At 64.2% G+C, this 16,354-nt stretch carries 15 protein-coding genes; 9 read left to right on the top strand and 6 right to left on the bottom strand.

Annotation, left to right across the window (positions count from 1 at the left end):
* Positions 1-56: 56 nt before the first annotated feature.
* Positions 57-1,391 (top strand): S41 family peptidase, encoded by a 1,335-nt coding sequence (locus tag ACXIQ9_RS07415; protein WP_029626349.1) that lies wholly within the window; start codon positions 57-59, stop codon positions 1,389-1,391.
* A gap of 63 nt (positions 1,392-1,454) precedes the next feature.
* Here ACXIQ9_RS07415 and ACXIQ9_RS07420 read toward each other — a convergent pair whose 3' ends face one another.
* Positions 1,455-1,643: a hypothetical protein gene (locus ACXIQ9_RS07420; RefSeq protein ID WP_010317502.1), complete on the bottom strand. Its 189-nt coding sequence runs from the start codon at positions 1,641-1,643 to the stop codon at positions 1,455-1,457.
* A gap of 64 nt (positions 1,644-1,707) precedes the next feature.
* Complete coding sequence (gene mfd / locus ACXIQ9_RS07425) at positions 1,708-5,259, bottom strand: transcription-repair coupling factor (RefSeq protein ID WP_459016247.1); 3,552 nt, start codon at positions 5,257-5,259, stop codon at positions 1,708-1,710.
* Positions 5,260-5,321: 62 nt separating this feature from the next.
* On the opposite strand from mfd, the gene ACXIQ9_RS07430 reads away from it, so the two are divergent.
* On the top strand, positions 5,322-6,080 hold the full coding sequence (locus tag ACXIQ9_RS07430; RefSeq protein ID WP_459016248.1) for a hypothetical protein: 759 nt from the start codon (positions 5,322-5,324) through the stop codon (positions 6,078-6,080).
* Here ACXIQ9_RS07430 and ACXIQ9_RS07435 read toward each other — a convergent pair.
* Entirely contained in the window at positions 6,034-6,813 is a 780-nt protein-coding gene (locus ACXIQ9_RS07435) for a hypothetical protein (RefSeq protein ID WP_459016249.1), read from the bottom strand. The genes ACXIQ9_RS07430 and ACXIQ9_RS07435 overlap by 47 nt on opposite strands.
* Before the next feature lie 2 nt (positions 6,814-6,815).
* Here ACXIQ9_RS07435 and ACXIQ9_RS07440 point away from each other — a divergent pair, with 2 nt between their 5' ends.
* The 7 genes from ACXIQ9_RS07440 to ACXIQ9_RS07470 all read left to right on the top strand — a co-directional run bounded on the left by ACXIQ9_RS07440 (position 6,816) and on the right by ACXIQ9_RS07470 (position 12,510).
* Positions 6,816-7,022: a hypothetical protein gene (locus tag ACXIQ9_RS07440; RefSeq protein ID WP_459016250.1), complete on the top strand. Its 207-nt coding sequence runs from the start codon at positions 6,816-6,818 to the stop codon at positions 7,020-7,022.
* 51 nt (positions 7,023-7,073) lie between these two features.
* Positions 7,074-8,366, top strand: coding sequence for a hypothetical protein (locus tag ACXIQ9_RS07445; RefSeq protein WP_459016251.1), 1,293 nt, complete (start codon positions 7,074-7,076; stop codon positions 8,364-8,366).
* Positions 8,367-8,575: 209 nt separating this feature from the next.
* Entirely contained in the window at positions 8,576-9,304 is a 729-nt protein-coding gene (locus ACXIQ9_RS07450) for a TerC family protein (RefSeq protein ID WP_459016252.1), read from the top strand.
* Between the two features lie 5 nt (positions 9,305-9,309).
* The gene (locus ACXIQ9_RS07455) at positions 9,310-9,657 is read left to right on the top strand and encodes a DUF6464 family protein (RefSeq protein WP_296416067.1); all 348 of its coding nucleotides are present in this window, start codon (positions 9,310-9,312) and stop codon (positions 9,655-9,657) included.
* Positions 9,657-10,304 (top strand): hypothetical protein, encoded by a 648-nt coding sequence (locus ACXIQ9_RS07460; RefSeq protein WP_459016253.1) that lies wholly within the window; start codon positions 9,657-9,659, stop codon positions 10,302-10,304. The genes ACXIQ9_RS07455 and ACXIQ9_RS07460 overlap by 1 nt, the downstream gene beginning before the upstream one ends.
* 208 nt (positions 10,305-10,512) lie before the next feature.
* Positions 10,513-11,742 carry a DEAD/DEAH box helicase gene (locus ACXIQ9_RS07465; RefSeq protein ID WP_459016291.1) on the top strand — a complete coding sequence of 410 codons (1,230 nt, stop codon included), beginning with the start codon at positions 10,513-10,515 and terminating at the stop codon, positions 11,740-11,742.
* A 6-nt stretch (positions 11,743-11,748) separates the two neighbouring features.
* Positions 11,749-12,510, top strand: a complete 762-nt coding sequence (locus ACXIQ9_RS07470) for a DnaJ domain-containing protein (RefSeq protein ID WP_459016254.1) — start codon at positions 11,749-11,751, stop codon at positions 12,508-12,510.
* Here ACXIQ9_RS07470 and fmt read toward each other — a convergent pair.
* The 3 genes from fmt to ACXIQ9_RS07485 are packed head-to-tail and all read right to left on the bottom strand — an operon-like array spanning position 12,507 to position 16,278.
* Complete coding sequence (gene fmt / locus ACXIQ9_RS07475; protein ID WP_459016255.1) at positions 12,507-13,541, bottom strand: methionyl-tRNA formyltransferase; 1,035 nt, start codon at positions 13,539-13,541, stop codon at positions 12,507-12,509. The two genes, ACXIQ9_RS07470 and fmt, sit on opposite strands and share 4 nt — an antisense overlap.
* A 9-nt stretch (positions 13,542-13,550) precedes the next feature.
* The gene (locus tag ACXIQ9_RS07480) at positions 13,551-14,924 is read right to left on the bottom strand and encodes a TldD/PmbA family protein (protein ID WP_296416063.1); all 1,374 of its coding nucleotides are present in this window, start codon (positions 14,922-14,924) and stop codon (positions 13,551-13,553) included.
* Position 14,925: 1 nt separating this feature from the next.
* The gene (locus ACXIQ9_RS07485) at positions 14,926-16,278 is read right to left on the bottom strand and encodes a TldD/PmbA family protein (RefSeq protein WP_459016292.1); all 1,353 of its coding nucleotides are present in this window, start codon (positions 16,276-16,278) and stop codon (positions 14,926-14,928) included.
* Positions 16,279-16,354: the final 76 nt, after the last annotated feature.

The raw sequence follows: 16,354 nt of genomic DNA on the forward strand, positions 1-16,354 counted from the left end.
GAGGTGTGTGAATTGCAGCTACGTTGAAGCAATCTCCCGGCCTCAGGAGCGCCTTGATGACTCAGCCACGCGGCCTGTTGCTTGTTCTGGCCGGTGCCGGCGCAGTCGGGGCGATCTGCTTGCCTCCCCTGCTGATGCCCAGTTCGGCATCGCTGGTGAGCGATAGCCCGAAGGAAGTCATTGATCAGACCTGGCAGATCGTCTTCCGGGACTATCTCGATACCAACGGCAAATACACCACCGACAAGTGGAAGGACTTGCGTCGTCAGGTTCTCTCCAAGAGTTACGGCAGCACCAAGGAGAGCTACGAGGCCATCCGTGGCATGTTGGCCACCCTGGATGACCCCTACACGCGCTTCCTCGATCCGCGTGAGTTCAAGGAGATGCAGATCGACACCTCCGGGGAACTCTCCGGGGTCGGCATCCAGCTGAGCCTGGATAAGGACAGCAAAGAACTCACCGTTGTCAGTCCGATTGAAGGATCTCCGGCCTCCCGCGCCGGAGTGATGCCCAAGGACGTCATCACCGCGATTGACGGCAAGAGCACCAAGGGGATGACGACCGAGGATGCGGTCAAGTTGATTCGCGGCAAGGCCGGCAGCACCGTGACCCTGCAGCTCCGCCGCAACGGCAAGCTGCTGGATACGCCCCTGGTGCGTGCACGCATTGAGCTCCATGCGGTCGACACCCAGGTCAACACCAGTGCCGATGGCACCAAGATTGGCTACATCCGCCTGAAGCAGTTCAACGCCAATGCCGCCAAGGACATGGCGCAGGCGTTGAAGGATCTGGAGAAGGAGCAGGTCCAGGGCTACGTGCTCGATCTGCGCAGTAACCCCGGTGGCCTGCTGGTGGCGAGCATCGCCATTGCCCGCCAATGGCTCAATGAGGGGGTCATCGTCTCCACCAAGACCCGCGATGGCATCCAGGACACCAAGCGGGCGGTGGGCCGCGCCCTGACCGAGCGTCCCTTGGTGGTGCTGGTGAATGAGGGTTCAGCCAGTGCCAGCGAAATCCTCTCCGGTGCTCTGCAGGACAACCATCGCGCTGTGTTGGTGGGGGAGACCACCTTCGGCAAGGGTCTGGTCCAATCGGTTCGCGGCCTGATCGATGGATCAGGAATGACCGTGACGATCGCCAAGTACCTCACCCCAAGCGGTCGCGATATCCATAAGCACGGCATTGATCCCGATGTGCGCGCCAAGCTCAGCGCTCGCGAGATCCAGAGCCTGCGGCTGGAGGACCTGGGCACCCAGAAGGACAGCCAGTACCGCGTGGCTGAATCGACCCTGCTCAAGCAGGTCAAGGCCGCCGGCAGCCTGACGAAGTCACGTGCCTACAACCCCAGCAGTGCCAATGTCCCAGCGGCGCTGGCGGCTCCGGTTCAGTAGTTAGGCCACAAAAAAGCCCGCGGTTGCTCCGCGGGCTTTTTTGATCGCGCTTGTGGCCTGACCTCAGGCGGCGCTGCCCACGGGTTGCATCAGGCCGCCGCCAGGGGTGGAGTCGTCGTCATCGTTGCCGGTGTCTGCTTGAAGCAGAGCGAAGACACCCAGGGCCACAAGGGAGATCAAGCCAGAGACAAGGCTCAGGCCTCCGCCGAAGCCGCTGCTGAGATCGATGACTTCGCCGAGGCCGGGACCCATGAGCGTCCGTTACATCACTTTACGGAATTGTAACGGACTTTTGCGCTGGTCGCTCATCTTTGGCCTAAACCGCCAGCACGGCTTCGTTCTTGGCCTTCAGCTGTTCAGCCCGTTGGGCATCGGTCAGGCCATCGGCACCCGGGATCTGCTCGGCCATTTGCTTGAGCCAGTTCATCAGCTCCTCCACCTGTTTCTCCATGGGCAGAACCCCCAGACCCCGTGCCAGCACCTTGGCGGTGCTGCCTGAACCGGCCTGGTAGACGAGCCTGCCGTGCAGGTGTTGGGGTAATCCCTGGCGCAGCAGCCGGAAGGCTGGCTCCTCCATCGGGGTCTCCAAGGCGATGTTGGGTTTCTCGGGTTTGATCCGTGAGAAGCCGCAGCGTTTGGCCAGCAGCTTCAGCTCCATCAGCTGCAGCAGCGAGATGACCGGCGCCGGGATGGCGCCATAGCGATCCACCCAGTCGGCCGCCAGTTGCAGCAGGCCGTCTGGGCTGATGCAGTCGGCCGCGGCGCGGTAGGCCGCCATCTTCTCGTCGTTGTCGCTGATCCAGTCGCCGGGGATGAAGGCGGTGAGTTGCAGATCGATCTGGGTGTCGTCCACGGCGGGGATGTCCTGGCCTTGGATCTCGGCGAGGGATTCCTGGAGCATCTCCATGTAGAGGTCAAAGCCGATGGTCTCCATCTGGCCGCTTTGCTCCACCCCGAGCAGGTTGCCGACGCCGCGGATCTCCATGTCGCGCATGGCCAGTTGGTAGCCACTCCCCAGTTGGGCAAATTCCTGAATCGCGCGCAGACGCTGCCGTGCCGCATCGCTCAGGGAGGCATCACCTGGATAGAACAACCAGGCGTGGGCTTGGATGCCGCTGCGGCCGACGCGACCGCGCAGTTGGTAGAGCTGGGCTAGGCCGAATTTATGGGCGTCCTCGATGAGGATCGTGTTGACCCGGGGAATGTCCAGGCCGCTCTCCACGATCGTCGTGCAGAGCATCAGGTCGGCCTCGCCGGCGTTGAAGGCCACCATGGCGCTCTCCAGTTCGCCTTCAGCCATCTGACCGTGGGCGACCAGGAGCCGTAGGCCGGGGATCATCTGCCGAATCCCTTCGGCCACCTCTTCGATGCCCTCCACACGGGGGACGACGTAGAAGATCTGGCCGCCGCGATCAAGTTCCTGGCGGATTGCACTGCGAACCGCTTCCTCATCGAGGGCCGCCAGGTGGGTTTTGATCGGCCGGCGCAACGGCGGGGGCGTGGTGATCAGGCTCATCTCGCGCACCCCTGAGAGGCTCATGTAGAGCGTCCGCGGGATCGGGGTTGCCGAGAGGGTCAGGACGTCGACGTCCTTGCGCAGGGCCTTGATCTTTTCCTTTTGGTTGACGCCAAAGCGCTGCTCCTCATCCACCACGAGCAGGCCCAGCTCCTTGAACTGGGTGCCCTTGCCCAGCAGTTGGTGGGTGCCGACGACCACGTCGACGGTGCCTTCGCCCAGGCCCTCTTGGATCACCTTGCGCTCGCTGCTGGTGCGGAAGCGGTTGAGCAGGCTGACCTTGATGGGATAGGGCGCAAAGCGCTCCGAGAGCGAGCGCCAATGCTGCTGGGCCAGAACGGTTGTAGGGGCGAGCATTGCCACCTGTTTGCCTGCGGTGACGGCCTTGAAGATCGCGCGGATGGCGACTTCGGTTTTGCCGAAGCCCACATCACCGCAGACCAGGCGGTCCATCGGCTGGGGCTGCTCCATGTCCCGTTTGACATCGGCAATCGCCTTGACCTGATCAGGCGTGGGCTCGTAGGGGAAGGAGTCCTCGAGTTCGTTCTGCCAGGGGCCATCCACCGGGAAGGCGAAGCCCGGAGCCTTGTGCCGTTCGGCGTAGAGCTTGACCAGATCGAGGGCTACCTTGCGGACGGCCTTGCGCGCCCGCTCCTTGGCTTTGTTCCACGCGGTTCCGCCCATCCGGTTGAGGTCCGGGGGGCTGTCACTGGTGGCCCGGTAGCGCCCGAGGCTGCCCAGCTGGTCGGCGGCGACCCGCAGCAGGCCATCGGCGTACTGCACAACGAGGTAGTCGCGGGCTTCGCTGCCAATCGCGAGCTTCTCGAGCTTCAGGAATTTGCCGATGCCGTGGTTGCGGTGCACCACGAAGTCGCCCGGGCGCATCTTGTTGGGATCGACCGTGCGGCTAGCGGCCTTGCGCCGGCGGCGCACGTAGCCGCTGGCCGCCAGGGAGTGCTGGCCGAAGAACTCCCGGTCGGTGATCAGCGCCAGCTTCCAGGCCGGCAACTGCAGACCCTCGAGTTCAGCGGTGCCCTTGGTCTTGAGGGCGACGGGGGTGTTCTGCTCGATCAGCCGATCAATCGCCGGGTGATCCGCCGGGTTGGGGACGAAGCGGCTGATGCAGTCGTGCTCCTCCAGCAGGGCCACGGCCCGGCTGGGCTGGGCCGAGAGCAACCAGACCCGCGCCTTGTCCTTCTGGAAGCCTTTGATCAGTTCGGCGAGCTTGCCGAATTGGTTGGGGTAGGCCGGCACGGGCCGGCTCGAGAGGTCGAAATTGTTGGGGTGGTTGTCGCTCTCCTGGAGCTCCGCCAGGTCAAAGCCCTGGAAGCGCTCTGCAGCGGCCAGGGCCTCTTCGGGCCTGCGGTGCAGCACGGCCGGTAGCTCGACGCCGAGTTCAGCGCAGACCTCAGCGTGGTGCTCGATGGCGTGGTCGAACCACTGCTGGCCGTGGGAGAGGCAGTGGCGCCGCTCATCGATGGCGATCAGCGTGCCATCGGGCAGGTAATCCAGCAGGGAGGCCGGCTCGCTCCAGGCCAGACCCATCAGCCGCCGCATTCCCTCCGGCGTTCCGCCCTCCAGCAGTTGTTCGCTGGCCTCGGGGCTGAGCAGCTGATCGAGACCCTCGGGCATGCCCTCACGCAGGGCATCGGCAATCAGGGGGCCGTAGCCGCTGGGGGTGAGCCGCACCACCTCGATCGGATCGAGGGAGCGCTGGCTGGCGGGATCGAATTCCCGCAGCTTCTCCAGCTCCTCACCGAAAAACTCGAGACGAACGGGGAGTTCGGCGCTGACCGGGAAGACGTCGACGATGTCGCCGCGGCGGCTCCAGCTGCCCTCCTGCTCGATGCTGGTGACCCGCTCATAGCCCAGGCGGGTCAGGGTTTCTCCGAGGGCCTCGAGCTCAAATTCATCCCCTTTGCGCAGGCTGAGGCACTGGGCCTGCAGGGCCGGCGGCGGCGGCAGGTGGGGCTGCAGGGCGCGCTCGGTGGCGACGATGGCGCAGCGGCCCTTGGCATCCAGCAGCTCGCTGAGCACCTGAAGTTGTCCCCAGGTGATCTCGCTGGTTGGATCGAAGGGTTCGTAGGGGCTGCCCTCGCTGGTGGGGTAGAGCTGGGCGCTGCTCCAGCCCATCAGCTCCAGCAGGGCGGCCCAGCGTCCGGCCTCCTCCAGGGTGGGCACGACCACCAGCAGCGGCGCCTCGGCGCAGCCCGCCAGGACGCTGCTGATCAGGGCCCGGGCGCCGCGTCCCGCACCGGAGAGCCGCAGGCGCTCATCCCTGTTGCACCGCTGCAGAACCTCTCCACTGAGGGCCACCTGCTGCAGTTGGCGCACCAGGGCGGAGAGGGGCATGGGGCTCAAAGCACAGCTGACCATCTTGGCAAGAGAATGGTGAGCAGCTGAGGCGGGCTGCGGTGAGGCAAGGGAGGCGTCTGCTGCTGGCCCTGGCGCTTCTGTTGCTGGCCGGGGCGGGGCTGAGTCGGCTGGGGCAACCCGAGAGGGAGCTGGTTGCTGAGGAGGTCGCCCAAGCCAGTAGCACAGCGCCAGCCCTGGCCCCGCCCTTGCCCCTGAACTGGCAACTCACGAGCGCCAGCCAGCGGGCCCTGTTTCAACGGCTGGATCAGGCGGATCAGCTCTGGCTGCCCCGGGTGGAGCGTCTGCCGGGCGGGGGCCAGCGGATCACCTATCGCCGTCGCCTGGGGGAGAAGCCCCTCACCGCATCAGCGCTGCGGCAGTTGATCGCCCATCCGCCCAGCTACAGCCGTGAGCGGGAGGCGATCAGCTTGCTGCTGGAGCAGCTGGAGCGCAGCGGCGTGGTGCTGGTGGTGCGCCAGCCCAAACAGAAGGGAGCCGCCGGTGAGTGGAATCCGCGTCGCGGTGAGTTGCGCCTGAGGCCCGATGTCGCCTCCAAAGGGACGGTCAATTTCACGCGGGTCCTCAACCACGAGGCGATCCATGTGGCCCAGAGCTGCAAGGGCGGCTCAATCCATGCCCGGCCGCAGCTGCTGGGACTGAGCCGCAGCCTGAACGCCTCAGGGCGGCGCCATCTGCAGCAGCCGCTCTATGCCAAGGCCTCGAGCGAGCAAAGGGGGCTCGAGGAGGAGGCCTACGCCAACCAGGAGCAGCTCAACCTGGGCTGGGAGCTGCTGGCGCGCCACTGCCGGCGCCGATGAGTGTTGTCTCCAGCTGCATGTTGAACGCCAGCAGCTGTTCATCACTCAACTGTTGACGACTACTGAGGTTGAACTGCTGCTCCAGGGCCTGGCGGCCGCGGTTGGCATCCCATTGCAAGGAGGCGAGCAGCTGATCGCTCTGCTGGAGCAAATCGCGCCGTCGGAGGGGAATCGACGCGGAGGCGGGATCGCAGCCTGGCTCGAGCACCCTCAGGCTGCGGACGTAGGCGGCCAGATCGGCGTAGTTGGTGATGCGGTTGCGGCTGGGGTGGCCGAAGGCCCGTTGCAGATAGGTCCCCTCTTGGCTGCGCTCCCAGCCCAAGCGTTTGAGCTGAATGTCGATCTCGGCGAGCTCATCACTCCAGTCCTCGGGATCGGTCGCTGGCTCTTGGGCCTCGACGACTGGAGCCTGCGGCAGGGTTGGCTGCACCGCCTCGGGAGCGGCTGCCGGAGCCGGATCGCTGGTCTCTTCAGCGGGCGGCCGCCTGACCACGGCATGGCGGACCGGTGGCTCAGGTGGTGCAGGTGCAGGTGAAGGTGCCGGCGCAGGGGCTTGGTGATTCAGTCGGCTTTGCAGCCGTTCCAGGGCCCGCTCCTCAGCAAGTTCGGCGTTCTCCGCTTCCCCCAGGGCACTACCGAGGCACTGGGATCCCCTCCAGGCACTGAGTTGGACCACGCGCTTGCCGGCTTCGGCGTGCACCAGACGCGACCGAAACGACAGGCTGCTCTCCATGGTTGGCTCGTCGTTTTGGCGTTTCTACACCGGCGGGCCTTGGAATTCTCTGCAGCACCCATGCAACTTCTCAATTGCATTCCAGGCTCAAAGCCCCGCTGGCACGTCAGGAGGTATTGCTCAACTATTTAGGCAATGTAAAAAAACAGTTTATCTATATTAAGAAGCGGCTGCCATCGGGATGGTGTCGCTTTACTTGGATTAATTGACAGTTGCCAATGAACCGGGTCTGTGCTCTCTCGGCTGGGGTTTTAGCGTCATTGGCTTTTGCTGGAGGTTCGCCAGAAGCGCTTTCGCAAGTTCATACGTCTAGTGGGCCAGAGGGATCCCTTCTGGCACAATCAAAACGACCCAAAGATGTTAATAGCGAGCTTCAGCTTGTAAGTAGTTCAAAGACCACTGGCAAGGTCTCTGTTGGTTCAATGAGTCAGTCGGCGAGGGGCAATGTCAACCTTGTCGTCCTGGCTACTCCTGAAATGATCAGGAGAGGAAGGTTGTCAGTCCAGAATCTTACGCTGCTGATGTCAGGGGTCCGTCAGTTTGACCGTAAACGAGGTTCTTTTTCTGGAGTTGTTGCATTTTCTTCTGTTGGCTCTGGACAGTTGAAATATGACCCCAAAATGCGTTCTCTCGTTGGTTCTCTAGGTGGCGAAGTCGAAACGAGTGCATTAAGCCTTGGGAGGGCTGTTCCGACGTCTAGGTATAATGATGCTTATGATCTGCCTGTTCAGAAGGCTCAAGCTCGAATTGTTATCGAGCTTGAGGATGGTCTGCCAGAAAAGCTTCCGCCTGATGGACGGATGAAGCTGGCTGGGAGGATCCGCTACCAGATTTCGGCAAAGCAGAATCCCTCCTTAAATGCCCCGGCAATAGCGATTAGTGGATCAAGTTCTTGGTGGGGCTGGTGGTTCTTCCGTGGACGTTTTGAGATTGCTCGACAGCTATGTGTTCAGCCTGTTCGTATCAAGGCAAGTTCAACTGATACTAATCCAACTGGTGCTGGTCTTGCGTTTGGGATGCCTGGTGCCCGCACACAGTGGAGTAAGGCGGATGTGGTGTTTAGCGTTAGGCCGTGGAAAGAGATTGTTGACTCCGACTTAAAGGTTGCGACTTCCTATGCTCACGCCACTTCTGATGAGGAGATCAAGATCATGGGTAAAGTGGATGACTCTGATTGCGTTGAAATATTCTTTGTTGAAAATTTCTCGCCAGTCGATGCGCATGGTGGTGGTGCGGCATGGGGTGGTGGTCTTGCAACAAGTAAAATTATCTCCAGCGATGGTAATAATAATGGTATTGACTTTACTCATCTTGCTCATGAACTTGGTCACGTCATGGGTCTTAGACACCCATCGAGACCCGCGACAAGTGCATCTCGGCCTGGTAATACTGGAACATTGATGTGTCCTAGTGGTTGGCGACGTGATAACCCTTCTGTGAATAGTATAGGGAATCAAGAGTTGCTATCCAATCCACTCTTTACCCTGACTGTTAAGCGTAGATCTGCGGGTGCAGATTGCATTGATAGCGTTGACTGCGGAGCGTGTCCCTGACTTATTGGTCCTGGGCGCTCCTATCGCATTGTGTGCCTTTTCTTGGGCTGAGCTCTAATTCGCCCCTTTGGTTTGTGGGTCCGATGTTGATCGCTTGCCGGCCTCGGCATGCACCAGACGTGCCCGGAAGGACCGGCTGTTCTCCATGCTCGGGACCTCGGTGCAGCGTTTCTACACTGGCGGGCCTTGGAATCCTCTGCAGCAACTAAATGGAAGCGGAGTCAATTCCATCCCTTTCACCCTTGATCCAGGCGGCGGATCAATGGGGTGAGCTGTTGCTGCTGCTCCCGCTCCTGGTGGCCCTTGAGGCGGTGCTCTCCGCCGATAACGCCATTGCCCTCGCGGCGATCTCAAGGCGGCTGCACGATCCGAAGCTCCAGGGCCAGGCCCTGAACCTGGGATTGGGGCTGGCCCTGGTCTTCCGGCTGATCTTGATTGCGGCCGCCCAATGGGTGCTCGACTTCTGGCCGCTGCAGCTGCTGGCGGCGGGCTATCTGCTGTGGCTCTGTGTCACCAGCTTGAGGTCCAGCGAGGCTGAAACAGGGGATCCAGAGCCCAGCGATGACTCCGCAGCAGATGGAGCGGTCAAGGGGCTCTCGGGGGTGGTGGTCACCCTGGCCCTGACGGATTTGGCCTTCTCCCTCGACAGCGTGGCGGCGGCGGTGGCCGTGAGCGACAACCTGCTGTTGGTGATGATCGGCGGAGTGCTCGGGGTGGTGGCCCTGCGGCTGACCTCCGGGCTGTTTATCCGTTGGCTTGAGGTCTATCGCCACCTCGAAGCGGCTGGTTATCTGGCTGTTGGCCTTGTGGGGATCCGTTTGCTGCTGCGTCTGGTGGCGCCGCAGGTGGTTCCTCCGGAATGGGGGCTTTTGGCGGTCGTGGCCCTGCTGTTTGCCTGGGGCTTCTCCCAGCGCGTCCCTGAGGAGGCCGAGGGTTAGAGCCGATGCGCGTTGAACTGCGGCAGGCCGGCAGCAACCAACTGATCGACCGTCTCGAGCTCGAGGAGGTGCCCCAACCCGGGCGCTGGCTGGAGCTCCCCGAGCGGAGCTATCTGGTGCTGCAGCGCCACCACCGCTACCAGCTGCGCGGCGGGCGCTACGAGCTCAGCTCCATTGCCCTCCAGGTCAAGGCCCAGCGACGCCCTGCGGATGCGCGCTGGTGGCAGGGGCAATGGGTCATCGGTGACCCCAGTTGTCAGTTCAATGCCCGCTCACCGCTGCTGCGTTGCGCGGTGCTGCCGGCGGGTCCCTGTGAGCGCTGCGCCCACCACAGCCTGCGCGGCGAGGGCTGATGGAGGGGCTCTGGCATCGGGGAGTCGTGGCCAGAGGCCATGGCGTGGCCTCGGGGTCGGCCAGTGACAGTCCCTATCCCGCTGGAACGATTGCCCTGCAGTCGCCAATTTTTCTGCAGGGCGGCTTGGACATCTCGGACTGTGTCCAGGGGACGATCAACCTGGACTTCCCAGGCTGCCGTTGGGTCCTAAGCCACCCCGACCACTGCTTTGAGCAGTTGGCGTGGACACCGCTGCACCCGCCTGAGACCTTCTCGTTCTGGCGGGTGCTCCTGCGTCAGCCCTCGAGCGCCGCGGTCGAGGGCTGGATTTACTACCCGCATCCCGAGACCAAGGTTCGCCACTTTCAGCGGGACGGCCGCCTGGAGCTCCTGGCTCCCCGCTTGCCGGAACTTGCGACGGGCGCAGCCCTGGAGTTGGCCGTCGATCCCGCGCGCTGCCGCCCCATCCCGGTTGCTCGTCTTCGGGCACGCCTGCTGGAGTTCCTGAAATTTCGGGTGCTGGCGGCACAAGAGACGTTTTTCCTGCAGGAGCTGCCCGTTCTGCGGCGCTGGCTTGATCAGTCCTGGCCAGAAGCCTCGGTGCTGAGCGATCAGGAAGTGCAGCTCACCCTGGATCAGGCCAGGCAGCTATACACCGAGTCCTGAGCCGTAGGGTGAAGCTTCGCGAGGTTTGCTTATCTCCTCCCCCGATCGTTCTCCCCGGCAGCGTCGTCGGCCGGCTCCGGTGAAGCGGCTGTCGACCAGCGCTTCTGCAACAGCGGAGGCCCCTGCGGTGTTGCCGCCTGTCGATGAGGAGCAGCTAGCGGAGTCCCCGTTTACGGCCCTGGGGCTCGGGCGTCCGATCGTTGAGGCCGTGCTGCAGAAGGGCTACAGCCAGCCCTCCTCCATTCAGCAGCAGTGCATCCCGGCAGTTCTGGCGGGCCGCGATGTGATGGCAGCGGCCCAGACCGGCACCGGTAAAACCGCCGGTTTCACCCTGCCGATGCTGGAGCGCCTGCGTCATGGGCCCCACGCCCGCGGGCGAATTGTTCGTTCTTTGGTGCTGACCCCCACCCGCGAGCTGGCGGCCCAGGTCGCCGACAACGTCAAGGCCTACTCAAGGCACCTGGACCTGCGCAGCGATGTGGTGTTTGGCGGGGTCAAGATCAATCCCCAGATCACCCGGCTGCAGGCTGGCGCCGATGTGTTGGTGGCCACGCCGGGCCGCTTGATGGACCTGGTGCAGCAGGGGGCGATCAGCCTGGATCGCGTCGAGATCCTGGTGCTGGATGAAGCGGATCGGATGCTCGACATGGGCTTCATCCGCGACATCCAAAAAATCCTGCGGCTGCTGCCGGCGAAGCGCCAAAACCTGCTCTTCTCGGCCACCTTCGAGACCTCGATTCGTCGCTTGGCGACGGGTCTGCTCCATGACCCCGTCCAGCTTCAAGTCACCCCCGAAAACCGCACGGCGGCAACGGTTGAGCACATCCTTCACCCTTGCGATATGGCGCGCAAGCCGGATTTGCTCTGCCATCTGATCGCCAGCAATGACTGGCAGCAGGTGCTGGTCTTCTCCCGCACCAAGCACGGCGCGAATCGCGTCGCCGACAGGCTCAGTGCCGAAGGCATGGCGGCGGCGGCGATCCATGGCAACAAGAGCCAAGGGGCCCGCACCCGTGCCCTGGCGGGGTTCAAGAGCGGCGAGCTGCGGGTGTTGGTCGCCACCGACATCGCCGCCCGCGGCATTGACATTCATCAGCTGCCCCATGTGGTGAATCTCGACCTGCCGAACCAGGCCGAGGACTACGTCCACCGCATCGGCCGCACCGGCCGGGCGGGCCACAGCGGCCATGCCGTCTCCCTGGTGGCCGCTGAAGAGCATGAGCTGCTGCGGGCGATTGAACGCTTGACGGGCAAAAAGCTGCCCAAGCAGGAGATCCCGGGCTTTGAGCCCACGGTGCTTTCGGCTCCCCCGCTGGACCTGAGCGGCGGGCGCGGCCGCTCGAGCCGTGGTGGTGGTGGCAACCGTGGTGGTGGCAATCGCGGCGGTGTCAGCCGCAGCGGACGTCCCGCGGCACGCTCCTCCTCGCGCCGCCCTTGAGCCGGCGTGGGTTTTGATCCCAGGCGCTGGTCCGCAGAGCCGCGCCCGCAGCAGCGGGTCACGAGCAATGTGGACGCGCTGCTCCAAGAGAACGAAGCACTGCGGCGTGAGGTGAGTCAGCTGCGCCGGCAGTTGGAGCACCTCCGCCAGCGACCGGAACCCAGCCGCCAGCATTGGCGGCCACCCCAAGCGCTGGTGTCCTCTGCCCAGGTGGAGCGCTGGGGTGCAGCCCTGGCGGAGCAGAAGGGCTGGGCCGTTCTGCGCCAAAGCGGCCTGGAGGAGCTGATTGAGCAGCTCAACCGCAGCAGCTTTCTGCCGCAGTTGAACCTGCAGCAGCGCCTTGACCATCTGGTGCCGGGTCTGGGACGGGATCTCTATGCGGCGACGCCCAGCCCGATCAACAAAAAGCGCTGCGCCGTCCTGGCGGCCTTTGCCCTCTACGGCGTCAGCGCGATCGAATGGCTCGACGACGACCCCCAGCGGGTTGTGCTGGAACTGCGCCAGCGGCAGAGGACCAGCAACCACAACAACAACCGCAGGACGCGCAGTGATCAGCGCCGCACGGACCGCCAGCACCAGTCCACCGAACAGGGACGGGACCCGCGCCGCCTGGCGGCCCTCACGGTGCTGGGGTTGGAGTGGGGGGCCTCCAAGCAGGCGATCAAGCAGGCCCACCGCCGGCTGGTGAAACAGCACCACCCCGATGTGGGCGGAACCGCGGAGGCCTTTCGCCGGGTGAACGACGCCTATCAGTTCCTGGTGGCCTAGTCCCCTAGGCGGTCGCCCGGCACCGCGCCGAGTTGTTGCAGCAGTTGGGTGCCGTGGCTGGCGCTCTTTCCCTCCAGCTGGGCCTCGCGAATCAGCAGGGGACAGCCGGAGCTGGCCACCACCAGTCCGGTGGAGTCGATGCACTCCAGCACGGTCCCGGGGGTGTGGCTGGACCCCCCTTCGCCTGGATTCAGCCCCCAGCGTTCGGCCAATGCTTGGGCTTCCGGGCTGAGTTCAGCGGTGAGACGTTTGATCAGGGGTTCAGAGGAGAGCACCTTGAGGCGTTTGCCCTTCCAACTGCTGCTGGCGCCGGGGTAGAGCCCCATCACCTTGCGGTGGATGGCCAGGGCTGAGGCGGACCAATCGATCTGGAAATCCTCTTTGGCCAGCATCCGGGCGTAGGTCATGCCCTCCTGTGGCTGGACCCGCACGCCCAGCCGCTGCAGGCGTTCCTGTTCCGGACCGGGTCCAGCGGCTTCGATCTGGGGCAGGGCCTCGACCAGGAGCTCGCCGGTGAGCCGGGCCAGTCGTTCGGCCAGCTGGTGGGCGTTCTCCCGCAGGCCGATGGGAATGGCGCGCTCCAGAAGTACCGGTCCGGTGTCGAGCCCCTCCTCCATCGCCATGATCCCGACGCCGGTTTCAGCGTCGCCTTCGATCAGGCTCCATTGGATCGGGCCTGCGCCACGCCAGCGGGGCAGCAGTGAGGCATGGCCGTTCCAGCAGCCCAGGGGTGGTTGCTGCAGCACCTCACGCGGGAGGATTTGGCCAAAGGCAACCACGACGTAGACATCGGCCCCCAGTTCGGCGAGTTGTCGTTGGCATTCCGGATCCTTGCGGATCCGCTCCGGGGTGAATACAGGGATGCCCAGTTCAAGTGCGCGTGCCTTCACCGGGGAAGGCATCAGTGCCTTGCCGCGTCCGCGCCTGCGGTCCGGTTGGGTGACGACACCCACCAGCTCATGTCCGGCGTTGACCAACGCGTCGAGGCTGACGGCGGCGTAGGCCGGGGTACCCCAAAAGAGGATCCGCATCGCTTGCCCTTAGGCCTCGCCGGTGATCGAGAGACCCTCCACCCAGACCATCGGGCAGAGCCCGTCGGGGGTGACCTTGGCCTCGCCCTCGAAGCCGACAATCGCGTTAAGCACCTGGCGGATATCGCCGGCCACGGTGGCGGCATCGATGGAGCGGGCTTCGCCGCCCTTGATCAACCAACCGTCGAAGGGCAGGGAGAAGGAGCCTTGGCTCGCCTTGACCCCGGCATGCAGGGCGGAGAGGGAGTCAATCCAGATGATTGGCTGATCGGCCTTGAACCGATCGAGACCGCTCTGGCCGCCGCTTGTGCCGGGGGTGGGGCCAATCTCAAACCAGTCGGGACCGACAGACACCTTGGCTCCGAGACCGGCGTGGCCGGTGGGGGCAACCCCAAAGGCCCGGGCCGTGGCCTCGGAGTGCAGGAAGTTCTTCAGTACTCCCCCCTCCAGTAGCGACAGCTTGCGGGTGGGCGTTCCCTCTCCATCGAAGTTGGAGGCGCCAATGTTGCCGGGGTGCAGGCCGTTGTCGTCGATCGAAAGGAAGGGCACCGCCAGGCTCTGGCCGATGGAGTCCTTCTGGCTGAGGCTGACCCCGTCCAGCACCGAACGGGCGTTGAAGAGGTTGCTGAAGGCGCCGATCAGATCGAGGAAGGCCTCGGGACTGAGCACACAGGTGTAACGGCCGGTCTCCACCGGGGCGTAATCCAGGTGGCTGATGGTGCGCTCGGCGGCCTCGTCAATGCAGCCGGCAATGTCGAGGTCTGAGGCGCCGTAGGCCAGGCGTACGGCACCGGAACTGCGCGGTTTGCGGCCGCTCTCCTCGGCCCGGGCGTAGAGGTAGATGCTGGCGGTGGTCAGCTGCTGCTGACGGCAGGCCCCATCGCTGTTGAGGTAAATCCGTTCGCTGCTGCGCTCGGCCAGTCCGTTGTAGGGAACGGTGCTGATCGCCTGGTGGCGTCCGAGCAGATCATGCTCTGCGGCCTTGAGCTGCTCGAGCAACTTGAGGATGCCCTGGGGCTGATGCAGCGGTTGATCCAGGGCCGTCAGCGGTGCTGTGGCCAGGGGTGAGAAGGCAGGCGTCTCTTCGGCGTTCCCGAATGCCGCGGCATCCCGGGCACCGGAGAGGGCTCGCTCCAGTCCGCTTTGGGAGAGGTCCGAGGTGCTGGTGGTGCCGACCAGCCCTTCACTGTTCCAGACACGGATCGTGATCGAACTGCGCTGGGCCCCCTTGAGTTGCTTGGGTTCGCCGCGGTCGACCTGCACGGAGGTGTCGGTGCTGCAGGCCGCGCCGAGGTCCCACTGGCGGATGCCGTGCTGCTGGGCGATTCCCTCGAGCTGGCTGCGCAGCTGTTCGGCGTTGAGGCTTTGGTTGGTTTGGCTCATCTCAGCGGCCCCCCACGGTGATGGAGTCGACCTTGATGTGGGGTTGTCCGACGGTGACAAAGATGCTGCCGCTGACGGAACCGCAGAAGCCTGCGGCTAGCTCGAGGTCGTTGGCGCACATCGAGATGCGCGGCATCACTTCCTTGGCCTCGCCGATCAAGGTGGCGCCCTTCACGGGTTTGGTGAGCTTGCCGTCTTCGATCAGGTAGCCCTCCTCCACGGCGAAGTTGAACTGACCGGTGGGTCCGACACTGCCACCGCCCATGGACTTGCAGTAGAGGCCGCGGTCCACCGAGGCGATCAGGTCCTCCGGTTGATGGGGCCCCGCCGCGATGTAGGTGTTGCGCATGCGGCTGGCGGCGGCGAAGGTGTGGCTCTGGCGCCGTCCGCTGCCGGTGCGGGCATGGCCCGTGCGCAGTTCTCCAGCGCGGTCACTGAGGAAACGCTTGAGGACACCGTTCTCGATCAGCACGGTGCGTTGGGCCTCCAGTCCCTCGTCATCCATCGAGAGGGAGCCAAAGGCGCCGCCCGTCAGCCCCTCATCGATGGCGGTGACGGCTTCATGGGCGATCGTCTCGCCGACCTTCTCGGCGAAGGGGGTGGTGCCGCGCTCCACCTGGGTGGTTTCCAAAAGGTGGCCGCAGGCCTCGTGGAAGATCACTCCACCGAAGCGGTTGGCCAGCACCGCTGGCATCTGGCCTGCTTCGACGTAGTCGGCGTAGAGCATGTTGCCGGCACTCGTGCAGACCTCATCGGCGGCCTGGGCGACATCCCACTGGCGTAGATCGTCCGGGCTGTCGGAGGTGCCATAGCGGCGTCCAACGCCGGCCCGGTGATCACCATCGGCGGCCAGGACATTGAGGCCAACGGATTGATGCAGACGGATGTCCCGGCCAAAGGTGCCGTCACTGGCTGCCACCATTACTTCCTGCCAGTCCCGGGCATAGCTGCCCCGGCGGGCCTGGAGATGCTTGCCCTTCTGCAGCAGCTGGGCCGTTCCTTCCAGCAGCTTCTGGGTGCTCTCGGTCAGCTCAGGGCAGCTGCTGAGCCAGAGATTTTTCTCCAGGGCGAAATCCCTGAGGGCCGGTAGACCTTCGAAGCCGCTGAGCCCCGTTCCGTCCAGGTCCAGTCCCAACATCCCCAGGGCTTGGGTCAGCGCCGTCGTCAGTCCGGCTTCGCTGAGGTCGTTGGTGCTGACAAAGCCGTCCCGCTGGTCCCGAAACACCCGGATGCCAGCTCCCATGCCGAAGGCCGGCGTCACGCTCGTGATGGTGTCCTGTTCGGCCAGGACACCGAGGTGATCGGTCCGCTCCAGGAAGATCTCAACGAGATCGGCGCCGGCGGCTTTGCCCATCGCCAGGAGCGATTCCAGGCGCGGGCTCCAGCGCTGATCAAAGGGGCCGAGTAACAGCTCAGCGTGGGACGAGATG

The organism is Synechococcus sp. LTW-G (assembly GCF_054459035.1).